The sequence below is a fragment of the Paenibacillus sp. GCM10023252 genome, assembly GCF_042653305.1.
Taxonomy (GTDB): domain Bacteria; phylum Bacillota; class Bacilli; order Paenibacillales; family Paenibacillaceae; genus Pristimantibacillus.
Map to the genome: position 1 here is coordinate 111,453 of NZ_JBHSHW010000001.1, position 12,683 is coordinate 124,135.

Below are 12,683 nucleotides of genomic sequence, written 5' to 3' on the forward strand. Positions count from 1 at the left end.
TTATCTGGTTAGAGCGGGCTGCTGCGTTCCGGTTGCCTCTTGGTTATTGCTCTCCTGCACCTGAGGGGGATGATTAATCAGGTTGAAGATCTCCGCCCCGACCTGGTCGCGATTCTCGAGAATCTGCAAAGCCAGCTTGCGCATCTGGATCTCCGTCTCCAGGAGTGTGTTGCGCAGCTCCTTCTCCCGCACGGTCTCCGACTGCAGGTTGCGCGAGTACGTATCCAGCGCCTCCCCTTGGCCGAGCAGCGCTTCCACGACAATGCCATCGGTCCGCAGCACGTGCCGATTAGCGGCAAGAATAATGCCCGGCACGTCAATGGTTGATCCCGAGGCACTCTCGTAAGTGGAGACATAATCCTTCTTCACTCGGAGGTACTGCGTGAGCGGAATGACCTGGCCATTCTCATCCAGGAACGGCTCCTCCTCCACGAAGGAATGATGACGATCCTGATAGTCGAATATATTCGTCAACTGATGAAGAATTGCATTCCTGACTTCAATCCGCTTATCTGCTACAATCGTCTGGGCTAGCAGCGCGTCAAGCTGAGGCAGAGTAACCTCTTGATAGGTGTTCTTCTCTTCCCCATTCACGGTATCGGTACGGAAGAAGCCAATTCGAACATCTACGAGATGCAGGAACGTAATAAATTCTTGGTTCATCTGACGGAAGACGAAGTTAAGCGTCCGGCTCATATTAATGTTCTCGAACTCACGAATAATGGCCGTCTCTTCCGTTGTCGTTGACTTCTCTTCATACGTCGTATTAATCTGAACGTCCCGTCTGGCCGAAGCCTTCGCGACATGCTTCTGGGTCGTGTTCACGACGTTCTTCGCGAACTGCTCGCGTGCGGAATTCGTGCCGCCGCTGTAGCCCGCGCTAATGGATGCACTACCCCATCCCCAGCTTACGCCGGCTTCACCTTCAATCTTGTACTCGTTGCTCTCGTTATAGTTCTTCTTGTCAGCTTGCTCCCTCGCAATCGAGTTCTCGAATTCTTCGGAGATTTCATCCGTTACGGAATCAAGAATCGTTGCAGCGCTCTTCGCTGTGGTCTCATTCTGTGCATAGGAGCGAATGGAGATTTTACTGCGCTCGCCTGGCAGCAGGGAGAATGTCTTAATCGTGCGGCCCGCTCCATAGTTCGCCAGATAGGAAGACATCCGGTAGGATTCGACGAGGATGATTCTTTTCAACCGGGAGTTGACCTCTGGCAGGATGTTGACATTCACCGCTACTGTCGTCTCCGTCTTGTTATTCGCCCGGTCGACCGCTCGCGCTGTAATAATATGAATGCCCGGCTCTGTCACCTTCAGCGTCGCCTTCCACTGGGACCAATCATCCGGCCCATTCTCAGCGGCTCTGACGTAGACCGGCACTTGGTCCAGCGATACCTCCACCACTTGAATGCCGCCGGCATCGGCTGCCGTGCCGAGTACTTCGATGATGCAGCCTTGCGTGAAGGTACCCGCAAGCTCTGCTGAGTTCTGAGGAGAAGTAATGCCAATAGTAGGAGGAGTTGAGTCTACGCTAACGGTCAAGCTTGTTGTTGCTGCATTGTTCGCTGCGTCATAAGCCTTCGCTGTGATGGCGTGCGTACCAGCATGGATCGCGATCGTCTTCTTCCAATGGGCATACCCATCGCCGGAATCAGCCTGTATAGGTGCTTCATTATTGAGGATGATCTCTACTCTAGCCACACCGCGGTCATCGGACGCAGTACCCTCCACGACGAGGTTCACGACAGGACTCTCCCCTGCCGTCAGCAGCTGGCCGGCTGTTGGAGACGTTATCGCAATTGCGGGCAGCGTGATGTCTGGTGCTGGCGCCAGGTTCACTTGTACATGTATCGTTCGGGATGCCTTGACCTTGCCTGCGCTATGGACGGCTTCGGCGGTAATACTGATTCTGCCGCTGCTTGTGATGACCACACCGCTAAGTGACCACGCTCCGGTTGAAGGGTCGAACGATGCGGCTTGATAGGCGGCTCCTGAACCAACCTGAACACGAACTCTGGATACGGAGCCAAGTCCGCTGTCCATCCATGCCTGCCCTTGAATGGTAAGGGACGTACCTGAGTGGGTGCCGGATACGACCGCTTCCGGGGCAGGTGCTGTGATTGAGATGCCCAGCAGCACCGGATCTGGTTCCGGCTCCGGGTCCTGGTCTTCGATCGGACGCAGGGGCATGATCCCGCCCTCATCGTCTACTTGCGGGAGCCTTCTAAGGGAAGCTTCGCTGCTGAACGCGCCTGCTTGAGATTGGGATTCGTGAATCGATTCGGAGACTTCACCCTCTGCGGAAGGAGAGGCGAACACCAGCGGCTCGCTCGCTGCGTTCTTGTCATAGAAGACATAAGAATAGGCGCCCGTCAAGGTGCGGGTAATATTCAGCTTCTTGCCTTCTTCTGACTTGCGGAGCACGTCCTCGGGAGTGAGGCTCTGGAACTTCTCCGTCATCCGTTCGCCTGAAGCCTTAGCTTCCAGGAGAGCGTCAATCTGAGCTTGCACGGGTGACTTGCTCTGAGGATAGGTGCCCTCTGGCGAGGATTCACCTTGTGCTTGTGAGGCTGATACGGCTTGCAGGGAGCTGCTCCTTCCGCTTGCACTCTCATTAATGAAGTAATGGTCGGGCAGCTGAAGATCTATGAAGTTACGGCCACTGTATGCGGTCGGTTCGGGCACATTATAGCTGAGTACAGGGGCGACACCTCCTGGCTGCAGCTTAATCATCGGTTCTTGATTGTCTTGGGTTGATGCTTGGTCTTGCTTGAATTTAGACATTCATCCGATCTCCTTTACCTGATATGGATTTTACTTCCATCTATATTGTCCGGATTTCGCCGCTTGCCGTGAAGTGTCTAATGTCAGCTTTCACCGCGCGATCAAGGTAGATCAGCCTAGTTCCAGACTCCTGATTTGTCGCCTTTTTCTGACAAGTAATGGAGTTGCGACTGGTGTGAGGGCACTTGCAAGGGGAGTGAGGCAGGCCCTTTGCAGCGGGCAGCGTTAGATGACATTAGAGGTCATTTTTACCTCTAATATCTCTCAAACCAACCATTTGGATGAAATAGAGGTCATTTTTACCTCTAATCACCCTCAAACCAACCATTTGGACGAAATAGAGGTCATTTTTACCTCTATTTACTCTCGAACCAGCCATTTGAATAAATTAGAGGACATATTTACCTCTATTTACCTTCAAACCAGCCATTTGAATGAAATAGAGGTCATATTTGCACTCTCCTCATTACTCGGTTCATATTCCATTCTAGAGTACTCTCCCGTGTGATAACCAGTTGAGAAGCGATTTTCAATCAAGGTTACGGCAGTTAGCTCATGGCTTATCTATTAAGTAAAAGGCAACAATATTCTGCTCATTGATAACAGAATGCAATAAGCTGGAGAACTTCGGATCACTCTTCCTTATCGCTTGCTCAAGCTCCTCTTGCAGTGGAACGCGATTCACTAGAGATATACTGACGAATACGCCCGTAAGCAACACAATGAGAGCAACAACAGCCAGTGGCATCTTCATCCGAACTGCGATTAGCCCACACCTCCAACATGCTCATAGAAAATAATTCGGTTGCCGAACGGGTCCTGCACCAGAATCTCCTGTGTGTTCCAAGGGGTACTCTCCAGCCCTGGTCGAGCATACTTGTAGTTCTTGCTTAGCAACTGCTCGTGCATCTCCCCGATCCCCTGCACCTCAATCCGAACAGCACCGCCAGGCGTCGCGTCTCCATGATGCTCTGAGAGATGCAGACAAGCCTCACCTAACCTAATCTGCATATACAGCGGCATCCCCGGCTCGAAGCGATGCTCCCAGTCAATCGTGAATCCCAAGAACCGTATATAGAACTCCTTAGCTCTGCTCTCGTCGAACATACGTAGAATGGGTGTCACCCCTCTAACGATCGTCATTCCACCATCTCCTATCCTTCTTATACTACAACTACACCTTCAGGAAGCTGCTCATCATAGACCCCTCACTTGTAGATTCTACGATACTTAAGCACCTGTGGGTCGTAGACTTCAACATAGCCGCAGTTCATACAAGAGACGAACAGATATTCGTTATACTCCATATCCATTAGTCTGCTTAGTCCCGTGCCGCTCATGGCCACTTCCCTTACCTCACATTCATCATGCTTGCACTTCATACATTCAAACGTATTGGCCAGTTGGTCTTCTACACCCCGTTCATTGTACATCTCTTCTGATGCATTATCCCATTGGCCTGATTCCACTCCCCCTGCCGCCTCATGCCTATCATCAGAGTCCACTACGCCTTCCACCAGCTCTGTCTCGGTTACCTCTACCAGGTGCTGCGGCATAACCTCATGCCTGCATACTGGGCAGATTGTGCCATCAAGCTCAACTTCGCTGCTGCACCATGGACATTCAATCATTACTGCCACCTCCGCTTCATTCTCCCAACAACGACTTCCCTAAGCTGAATCCCGCGAATAAGCGTCCGCCGCTTCGTTCAAGCTGGCCGCTAACGAATGAGCAATATCTAGATTTATCCCTCAGCCTATATAAGTCAGATAATGCTGCAGCCAACTCGTCGTACAGGGAGGTATCCATCTGCTTCATCAGCCGCGGGACCCACTTCCCCTTCCCCATCCAATGCCCGTGCTTGACTAGCACATAATTGCACAACTTATTCGTTAATTCATGGGCTATGAATAACTGCTCGTCATAATCGTCGGAGCCTTCAAGATCGTCCAGCAGATCTGTTATAAAATACCGCTCCAATCGGTCTTCTGCCTCCGTGAACGGAGAAGGACCTTGAAGCAACAGGCTGCTCGCTTCCTCTTGGATACCTGCAGCCGCTCCCACCGTGTCACGAAGTACAACTCCTTCTGAGCACATCCTTGGCAAGGACGGTATCCGCCTAGATCTATCACTTGCCCAGTACTCCTTCAACGAGCAATCGTTGTGAACGAACAGCTCAATAGGCCAGCCATAGGCGAAGACCGATTCCCTATAAGCACTCTGCAGATCGGGTTGCAGAACGACGATATCCAGATCTGACGTTGCAGTCGCTTGGTCTCTCACAACGCTTCCTGCTAATAACGCAACCGTCGAGTGAGGGAGCTCTTCATTGACGAACATCGTCGCGGCCTCGATTGCCTTCTTCATACCACTCATTCCTCCCACGCCAACGCAGACCTTCCAGAATGACAGTCAGATCGCTCCACTTACGAATAACCCCATATGCCTGAGAAGGCTCGTTATAACCCTTATCTTCCTTCCAGATCCCGATCATTCCTGCGCTCTGGCTGGCTTCCACATCACTCTCAGGATGGTCCCCTATGTAGACGCATTCCTCCGGATCAGTCTGCAGCATACGAGCTGCTCTCATGAAAATCTCACGATCCGGCTTCCTCAAACCTTCAGCCTCGGAAATTAAAATAACATCGAAGTAATCCCTAAACCCCAGGGCATCAATATTACTAGACTGGAAGTCGGTATAGCCATTCGTAATCAGGCCTAACTTGTAGCCTTGCTCGGTTAGTTTTTTCAACATCGGTATTGTACCCGGAAAGGCTGCAGCATGAGCTGGGAAGCTCCGCTTGTAGTCAGCAAGAAGATCCTCCCAAGTGAAGGGAAGACTGAACTCGCGAATCAATTGTTCATACACCTTGTCTTTCCACACATAGCCTCGGTGGTCTAATTCTATGAATCTAGCAACAAGTGCATCTCGATCATTGCAGTAATTACAGAAGAGCCTATCATATTGATTCTCGATGAAGCTTAGCAGCGATTGATCCCGATTAAGGAGCGTACCGTCGAGATCTAACAGAATGGATCTAACGTTCCCTATGATTATCCCTCCTCACTTACAGAACCTGAATACATTCCACCCGATTACCGAATGGATCCCGGAATTCAAATCGCTTGTAACCCGGTATTGGAACGGCTTCAAGAATCTCTATTCCTTCTCGCACCAACAGCCTCTCGATCGCCTGCAGATCATCAACTTGGTAAGCTAGATGAGCCTTGGTAGCCAAGCGATCAACCCCCTCTTCCGTTCCAATGTGCAGCTGTTGATGTCCGGCCAGCACCCACAATCCACCTCTTCCCTCGAGCGAGGAAGGCTTCGCTATCTCTTGCAGTCCCAGCACTCTGCAATAGAAGTCTCTGGCTTCGTTCTCCTTATCTCTCGGAATGGTGATCTGAGCATGGTGAATTCCCTTTATCAACATCTAATCATCCCCTTGCGTACATGTTTACTTATGTCTATCTTTGTAGTCCTTGTTGGCATTTCTCATATCATCTGCGAATATTTTGAGGAAGCGCTTCGTGGCCGTGTTATCCTCAAGGAAGACACCCCAGAACATAAGGGATAAACCCACGAGGATGAAAAACAAAAAATATTCTTCATATAATCTGGTATTTATCATCGCTCCAAGGAAGAGTATGCCGCCCGCTAACACTTTTTTCACCTTTGTCACTCCCCGTTACTTATTCTCTTGCTCCTGCTTCTCCAAACGATCGATTATCCCCATTATTCCATTCCCAGTTCATGGTGTAAACAGAAAAAAACACCTCCACAGGTGAAGGTGCTTAACCTCATATTGACGATCGTCCTGTGCTTATCGGTCTTCAATATTACCGTCAGGCAGCAAGAAAACAATCATAAAGCCCAGAAACACTTCAACAATATCCATCGCCGTCTGCTTGCCATTCCACACTTCAGATTGCCACATGGCGAACCATTCGGAACCAATGACAATGAATCCGAGGTACCAGATACAGAATGCAAGCAGGAACATATAGATGCCGAGGGACTTAGCACGTTGGAAGGTGCCAAGCGTTCTTCGAGCAACTCCGAGCATTCGAACAACCGTCACCCAGCCGAGCAAGGCCACAAGCCCTTCAGCTGTAATTAAGGCAATATTGGCGATCGTATGAGCCGCTTCGCTCGTAATGGCGCGCCACATAAGCTGGTTGCCTTCGAAGGTCGTATCCATCGACAGGACATGCTTGACGAATTGATAGTTGGAATCATAATCCATGAGATTGCCCAAGAACACGAAGGTGACGAACAGGGTCGGCAGCAGGATGACGCATATTTTCAGATATCGCAGCGAGAGTGCATAGGTTCTCAACAGTATCCCTCCATAATGTTCCTCCTACCACTGTGCCCTTCCTGCCGTCAAAAAATACAAGCTAATAAGCTTATGTGTATTGAACTTCAATTAGACCCTTCGATAACTCCTTCCTCGCTTGTTGACTCCTTCTGCTCTGCCAACTATGATGGGAATAACTAACACATCTCTGTGAAAGGAGATCTTCGATAATGGTTAGAATACAGACTCGATTCGCCCGGCCTCCCTGTTAAGAAGCAGCTTGCAGCTCGGAATCCCGTGCCCCGCCGCATGTCCAATTCGACTCATCTGAAGAATTGGAACATGAGAGGAGCTCGCCATGAATTACCGTTACAATCTTCGTATCTTATACGCCTTCCGGTTCATCTCCAGTCTCATCCCAGCCTATGTCATTGAGCGATTGTACTGGGAGGAGCGCGGTATGACGATTCAGATGGTTGTCTACACCGAGATCATCTATGCCTTAACCATCATCCTGCTTGAAGTGCCGACAGGAATAATCGCCGATCGGTGGAGCCGTCAGAGAATGCTAGTTGTTAGTGCTCTGTTCGGCTGTACAGAATTTGCGATTCTGTTAGTCGCAAGCGAGTTCTGGCACTTCGCCGCCGTTGTGTTCTTGGCTGGTATCAGCCGCTCCGCCAGCAGCGGGGCGGAGAGTGCACTGCTCTATGATTCTCTGCTGCATCAAGGGAAGGCCTCGTCGTTCGAGACACATGTAGGCAGATTGAATGCCTTTGACATCCTCTCCGCCATTACCGCCGCCTTATGCGGGAGCCTGCTTGCCGGACATTATGGCCTCGAGCTGAATTACTGGATTTCACTGTGGAGCGCAGCTCTTGCCTTGCTGCTGACCTTGCTCTTAAGGGAGCCTCCTGTTGCCAAACAAACATCAGAAGATTTGGAAGCGACTCATTCCATTCCAATGATGGAAGCGGTACGGGTTTGTTTTCGATTTTTCCGAGGGAATGCGGGGGTTAGTCTCGTACTCATGTCTGGTATGATTACCGGTGCTGCGATGACCTACATCGAGGAATTCTGGCAGCTGTATGCGAAGGAGCAGTACGTTCCTGTGTACTTGTTCGGCGTATTATCTGGAGCGATTATGCTGCTTCAGATGCCGGGCAACCTGCTTGCTCACCATCTTGTGAGACGGTTCAACCCCAGGATGCTCATCCTAACGGTGTGTGTAGCCTTCGCTGTCGGATTCACACTCATTGCGACGAGCCACAATGTCATCGGACTGGCCGCCATGCTGATGATCTGCCTGTTCACAGGTGTCATGGAGCCGATTACTTCAGGTTATCTCCATCACCGGATTGGTTCTACTATGCGGGCGACGATGGATTCCTTCCGTTCACTTGGCGAGAATGTGGTTACTACGGCAGCCGGCCTCGGCTTCGGCTACTTTGCAACCCGATCGGATGTGTTCGGCGGTTACGGCTTCATTGCTGTGCTGTGCGTCACTTTCTTGCTGTGGCTGATCCCAACGTATCGTAAGATCGTATAGGGTGAAAATAAAACGGACCTCTGCAGACCCTTGTGGGGTCGTGGAGGTCCGTTTTCAAGCTTCTTGTTTAAAAATTACTCTACGAATTCCGAAGTGAAAGTAACCTTAGCTAGCGATTCGGGGTTAATCCATTTGCTGCCCCTTTATCACCTATTTAGATTAATTGTCGTTTTATCCATGTTCACAGGACTCAATACAATGGTATCTTCATCAGTCCACACGGCTCTATTCAACCTTAATGCGTCTTCTGATGAAAAGTTTGAGTCATCGAACATAACTACTATACTTATATGACTTCCTTGCAACTCTTTCATTAAATATGGAACCTGATTCACTTTTCTAAAAAATTTATAAAAATGATTCTTCTCTCCAAGTACGGCAATCCTATGTTCGATTAGTAACGTTGAAGATTTATTGGGTGATGTAACAGAATGATAATGCGGATTAAGAATGCCAGTCATTATGCTGTAACCAATCATTGGAAAAACAAAAAGCAAAGCTAGAGGGAAGAAAATCCATTTCCGTTTACTTAAGATTCCTGCTGTCACCAATAACAACATATTTATGGCTAAGACCAGCTGTAGTTCGTATTGACGGAACTCGGTCAAATGATATCCATTTACTCTCATCCCAATAAAAACGAAATCTATCAAGAAGATAACTAAAACGATGTATACGATCGGGTCTTTAAGCTTATTTTTCAACTACACGCCTACCTCCTAAATAAGCAGCAAATACAAGGCAAAACCCAATGCACAACAACCATCCCCAGTCTTCGTAAGAGATCATTACGATCAGTTCCCAAGCATTGGATGGGCCCGAATTAGGACCGTCACTGTAAGGATAGTCGGCAAGGACAGGTAGAACACCCCATGCCATGAATAACACGCCAAGTAATGATAGGAAGTAAACGATCGCTTTTTTCATCCCATAATCTCCTTCATTCACTTCTTCAATACTCCTGAATACATAGAGTGCTCATCAGCATGAATCTCGATGACACGCTTCCCAACAACTCGATTATCCTTATAGGCAGTGACGTTAATCACAACTTCACCGTTAATTCCTTCCCTTGAGGCCTGACCTTCGTATTCATCTGACTCCATAACAGGAACTTCCCTTCAGAAGCTCGCAACTTAATCTTGTCAGCATCCTTACATTCGATTGTGATCGGGAAGCCCGGGACACTGCTCATCAACATCGAATATTGACCAAGAGGGAATTCTACCTCGGGTGTCATCACGACTGGCGCTCCATCTGAAGCGTAAGCGGTGATAACCAAGTTCTGAAGCATACCGGTATGTCCGATGCTAGATTCTTCTGTACGTTGAGCAACCGACCATCCCCCAACAGCAAGCAGCAGTACAATGACACAAGAGGCTGCTATTCTAATTACCATATTATGTAAGAATTTATCTCTTGCAGGAGATGCAGCAGCTTGCTTCTCAACTCTGTTCCTGATCGTTCTTCTAAGCTCATCACTCACCTGTATGTCATCCATCCCTCTGGCATACTTAGATCTCCACGACATTCTCTTCCATACCCCCTTCCAACTTTGCCTTCAGAAGCTCTCTTGCGCGCTTCAGCTGTGTTCGAATGGTTGCTTCCTTCATATCCAGCAGCGGCGCTTTCTCGTAAGTCTTGTATCCTTCATAATAATACAAATGAATGACCGTTCGATATTTGCGCGGCAGGGAGAGAACAAGGGCAACTACATCTACGCTCACCGCTTGATCATACGGTATTGGAACCTCCGCTACTGGAGAGAACCATCTCCTCCAAGGGCTCCTTAAGACGTCTCTGCAGGTGTTCATCGTTACTCGAATGATCCAAGCCTTCTCATGTTCAGCATGATGGAAGGGGTTCCTGGCTCTATGGAGCTTCATGAATACCTCTTGACATACATCCTGTGCATCCGCCATATTCCCAAGGTTAGCGACTGCCAAGCGCAGCACCATATTCCCGTATCTATCCATCAAGAGGGCTAAGTCATTATTCTGATTCATCTCTATATCGGCCAATCCTCCCCCTCCTTCTAACCATAACACGTAAGTTTTAAGGGTAATGTTTCAATTGTCGTATTTATTTTCACAAAAAAAGTACGCTTCAACGAAAAAGAGCCCGTTATAGGGCTTATTTTTATTTGAATAATAAAAACTGCCAATCTAGGACTGGCAGCTTCATTTTGTTGAATGGGTTTTGGTAGTTTTTTGTTTTTTTCAATTGGGCGGTCATAATATTCTAATGTTTAAAGTAGTTGTACGAAAAATCGTTCATCTCGCATCTGTTGCAATTCATAGTAAACCAGTCGTTACAGATTTAGGTTATAGCTTTGCACATCCAGCCGCCAAACAGACCGGTAGAATAAAAACGGGTGATATTTCCGAATCCGGCCTGTGCGAGCAGGCGTTCGATCTCGCTATCTGAAATGAACGATATTTTCATAATACCTCTGCCCATTTCTTCCACTCTAGAAGGCTCCCACCCTGCACCTAGAAAAAAGGTTTTCCAGACGTTGATTCTATCTTGAAGCTCTGCACTCTCGCGGTCTCCATAGGCAGTAACAAGCACCAAAGGGGCTCCCGGCTTCATATATTCCTTAATAGACCTTAACAGCTTTAATTTATCCTCTTCCGCTTCGACAAAGTGTAGCACGAGAATGCAGGTTGCCGCATCAAATCCCGATTGTGGCAGAGGGAGATCATCTATCGTTCCGCGAGTGAGAGTGACGCGGTCTTCTATCCCTAGTTGAACAGCCTTATGCTGTGCAATCTTATGCATCTCCTCGGAAGGATCAATTCCGGTCCATGTCCAACTGGAATTAGATGGTCCCCAAGCAGCAAGCTCATTTCCCCCTCCAGCGCCGACGACGAGTATGGACGCCTCTCTGCCACCTAAGTGTGCTCGATAATAGGATTCAATCATTGATAATAACGTATCATAGGTTGGAACTGATATTCGAGTGATCTTGTCGTAAGCAAGGGCCTTCTCGGAATTGTAAGTATAGTCTTTATTCACGTGTTTATTACCTCCATAGATCTCTATTCGTGTGGATCGTATCCAAGCGTTGTTAAGGATTAGTGTGCAAATTCCTCTTCCGTTAGTTCCAAGTTGATGCTGGCTGCAGCCTGACTGCCGGAAGCGGCAGCAATAATAAGTTGAGAAGGGCTGCCCGTTGCTGCCTCACCGGCTGCGTATAGCCCTGGCACTGTGCTTTTGCCACATGAATCGGTTAAGATGCCGCCAAGCTCTGTTAACTCGTAGCCAAGAGATACCTGGAAGTTAATATACGGCTTCCACTCAGGTGTGATGAAGCCTCCAGTCCGATCAATCCGTGAGCCGTCTTCCCACTCAACCTGCTTCAACTTGCCATCTGTCCCATGGAACGCGGCTACCTTGTGCTCTATAACCTGAACACCGCGAGCATGAAGCTTCTGCTTCTCTTCTTCAGTCAATATCACTTGACCATTCGTGCATAGAACGAGATCTCGGCTCCACTGATAGATCAGCTTAGCCATATGGTAGGCCCTTGGATGACCAGCCAGCACAAGGAGAGGTTGATCCTTGAGTTCCCATCCATCACAGTAAGGACAATGAAATAAGCTCTGGCCGTACATCTCGGTAATACCTGGGATTGGAGGGAGTGTCTCCTTGAGTCCAGTCGAGATCAACAGCTTACGGCATTCAACCATCTCACCGTCTTCATTCATAATACGGAATCCACCAGGCAGCCTCTGAATATCTGTTATCGTTCCCGATTGATATTCCACTGAAGGATAGCCAAGCACCTCTTCGTAAGCTACTCGGCGGAATTCAGACGGTGTGATGCCATCCCGAGTAAGGTAGTTATGGGAAGCGTGTGTAACTGCATTTCGGGGCTTGCCATTGTCGATTAAGAGGACGCTTCTTCTCGCCCTTCCAAGCAGAAGGGCTGCGCTTAACCCCGCGAGGCCCCCTCCTATAATGACACAGTCATATCTCATGCATTACCCTCTCCTTTAGGTGATTTTGTTATATTCCGGATATTATAGATTCAATATATCTATAATAAT

The 12,683-nt window shown here is 48.7% G+C and carries 15 protein-coding genes; 1 reads left to right on the forward strand and 14 read right to left on the reverse strand.

Translation table 11 applies throughout. The annotated features are described in order from the left end of the window. The 8 genes from ACFO9Q_RS00530 to ACFO9Q_RS00565 all read right to left on the reverse strand — a co-directional run bounded on the left by ACFO9Q_RS00530 (position 1) and on the right by ACFO9Q_RS00565 (position 7,124). Positions 1-2,784: an Ig-like domain-containing protein gene (locus ACFO9Q_RS00530; protein WP_379177552.1), complete on the reverse strand. Its 2,784-nt coding sequence runs from the start codon at positions 2,782-2,784 to the stop codon at positions 1-3. Positions 2,785-3,549: 765 nt separating this feature from the next. Further along, positions 3,550-3,927 (reverse strand): glyoxalase superfamily protein, encoded by a 378-nt coding sequence (locus ACFO9Q_RS00535; RefSeq protein ID WP_379177554.1) that lies wholly within the window; start codon positions 3,925-3,927, stop codon positions 3,550-3,552. A 65-nt stretch (positions 3,928-3,992) separates the two neighbouring features. After that, the gene (locus ACFO9Q_RS00540; protein WP_379177556.1) at positions 3,993-4,415 is read right to left on the reverse strand and encodes a zinc ribbon domain-containing protein; all 423 of its coding nucleotides are present in this window, start codon (positions 4,413-4,415) and stop codon (positions 3,993-3,995) included. Positions 4,416-4,431: 16 nt separating this feature from the next. Further along, on the reverse strand, positions 4,432-5,151 hold the full coding sequence (locus ACFO9Q_RS00545; protein WP_379177558.1) for a nucleotidyltransferase domain-containing protein: 720 nt from the start codon (positions 5,149-5,151) through the stop codon (positions 4,432-4,434). Beyond that, the gene (locus ACFO9Q_RS00550; protein WP_379178012.1) at positions 5,111-5,842 is read right to left on the reverse strand and encodes an HAD family hydrolase; all 732 of its coding nucleotides are present in this window, start codon (positions 5,840-5,842) and stop codon (positions 5,111-5,113) included. Before ACFO9Q_RS00550 ends, ACFO9Q_RS00545 begins: the two co-directional genes overlap by 41 nt. A gap of 10 nt (positions 5,843-5,852) precedes the next feature. Beyond that, the gene (locus ACFO9Q_RS00555; protein ID WP_379178014.1) at positions 5,853-6,215 is read right to left on the reverse strand and encodes a VOC family protein; all 363 of its coding nucleotides are present in this window, start codon (positions 6,213-6,215) and stop codon (positions 5,853-5,855) included. A gap of 27 nt (positions 6,216-6,242) precedes the next feature. Then, the gene (locus ACFO9Q_RS00560; RefSeq protein ID WP_379177560.1) at positions 6,243-6,458 is read right to left on the reverse strand and encodes a hypothetical protein; all 216 of its coding nucleotides are present in this window, start codon (positions 6,456-6,458) and stop codon (positions 6,243-6,245) included. A gap of 150 nt (positions 6,459-6,608) precedes the next feature. Then, complete coding sequence (locus ACFO9Q_RS00565) at positions 6,609-7,124, reverse strand: DUF2165 family protein (protein WP_379177562.1); 516 nt, start codon at positions 7,122-7,124, stop codon at positions 6,609-6,611. Positions 7,125-7,443: 319 nt separating this feature from the next. Here ACFO9Q_RS00565 and ACFO9Q_RS00570 point away from each other — a divergent pair, with 319 nt between their 5' ends. Then, positions 7,444-8,631 carry an MFS transporter gene (locus ACFO9Q_RS00570; protein ID WP_379177564.1) on the forward strand — a complete coding sequence of 396 codons (1,188 nt, stop codon included), beginning with the start codon at positions 7,444-7,446 and terminating at the stop codon, positions 8,629-8,631. Positions 8,632-8,777: 146 nt separating this feature from the next. Here the strand turns inward: ACFO9Q_RS00570 and ACFO9Q_RS00575 are convergent, their stop codons facing one another. The 6 genes from ACFO9Q_RS00575 to ACFO9Q_RS00600 form a co-directional block, all read right to left on the reverse strand. Continuing rightward, on the reverse strand, positions 8,778-9,335 hold the full coding sequence (locus ACFO9Q_RS00575) for a hypothetical protein (RefSeq protein ID WP_379177566.1): 558 nt from the start codon (positions 9,333-9,335) through the stop codon (positions 8,778-8,780). Beyond that, positions 9,325-9,558: a hypothetical protein gene (locus tag ACFO9Q_RS00580; protein WP_379177568.1), complete on the reverse strand. Its 234-nt coding sequence runs from the start codon at positions 9,556-9,558 to the stop codon at positions 9,325-9,327. Before ACFO9Q_RS00580 ends, ACFO9Q_RS00575 begins: the two co-directional genes overlap by 11 nt. A gap of 118 nt (positions 9,559-9,676) precedes the next feature. Then, complete coding sequence (locus tag ACFO9Q_RS00585; RefSeq protein WP_379177570.1) at positions 9,677-10,162, reverse strand: hypothetical protein; 486 nt, start codon at positions 10,160-10,162, stop codon at positions 9,677-9,679. Beyond that, complete coding sequence (locus ACFO9Q_RS00590) at positions 10,146-10,652, reverse strand: sigma-70 family RNA polymerase sigma factor (RefSeq protein ID WP_379177572.1); 507 nt, start codon at positions 10,650-10,652, stop codon at positions 10,146-10,148. Before ACFO9Q_RS00590 ends, ACFO9Q_RS00585 begins: the two co-directional genes overlap by 17 nt. Before the next feature lie 298 nt (positions 10,653-10,950). Then, positions 10,951-11,649, reverse strand: a complete 699-nt coding sequence (locus tag ACFO9Q_RS00595; RefSeq protein WP_379177574.1) for a class I SAM-dependent methyltransferase — start codon at positions 11,647-11,649, stop codon at positions 10,951-10,953. 59 nt (positions 11,650-11,708) lie between these two features. Beyond that, entirely contained in the window at positions 11,709-12,614 is a 906-nt protein-coding gene (locus ACFO9Q_RS00600; protein WP_379177576.1) for an NAD(P)/FAD-dependent oxidoreductase, read from the reverse strand. Between the last annotated feature and the right edge of the window lie 69 nt (positions 12,615-12,683).

Bases quoted from the DNA above. Each gene is read 5' to 3' on its own strand.
- ACFO9Q_RS00530 (WP_379177552.1), bottom strand. From the start codon at position 2,784: ATGTCTAAATTCAAGCAAGACCAAGCATCAACCCAAGACAATCAAGAA.
- ACFO9Q_RS00535 (WP_379177554.1), bottom strand. From the start codon at position 3,927: ATGACGATCGTTAGAGGGGTGACACCCATTCTACGTATGTTCGACGAG.
- ACFO9Q_RS00540 (WP_379177556.1), bottom strand. From the start codon at position 4,415: ATGATTGAATGTCCATGGTGCAGCAGCGAAGTTGAGCTTGATGGCACA.
- ACFO9Q_RS00545 (WP_379177558.1), bottom strand. From the start codon at position 5,151: ATGAAGAAGGCAATCGAGGCCGCGACGATGTTCGTCAATGAAGAGCTC.
- ACFO9Q_RS00570 (WP_379177564.1), top strand. From the start codon at position 7,444: ATGAATTACCGTTACAATCTTCGTATCTTATACGCCTTCCGGTTCATC.
- ACFO9Q_RS00580 (WP_379177568.1), bottom strand. From the start codon at position 9,558: ATGAAAAAAGCGATCGTTTACTTCCTATCATTACTTGGCGTGTTATTC.
- ACFO9Q_RS00585 (WP_379177570.1), bottom strand. From the start codon at position 10,162: ATGTCGTGGAGATCTAAGTATGCCAGAGGGATGGATGACATACAGGTG.
- ACFO9Q_RS00600 (WP_379177576.1), bottom strand. From the start codon at position 12,614: ATGAGATATGACTGTGTCATTATAGGAGGGGGCCTCGCGGGGTTAAGC.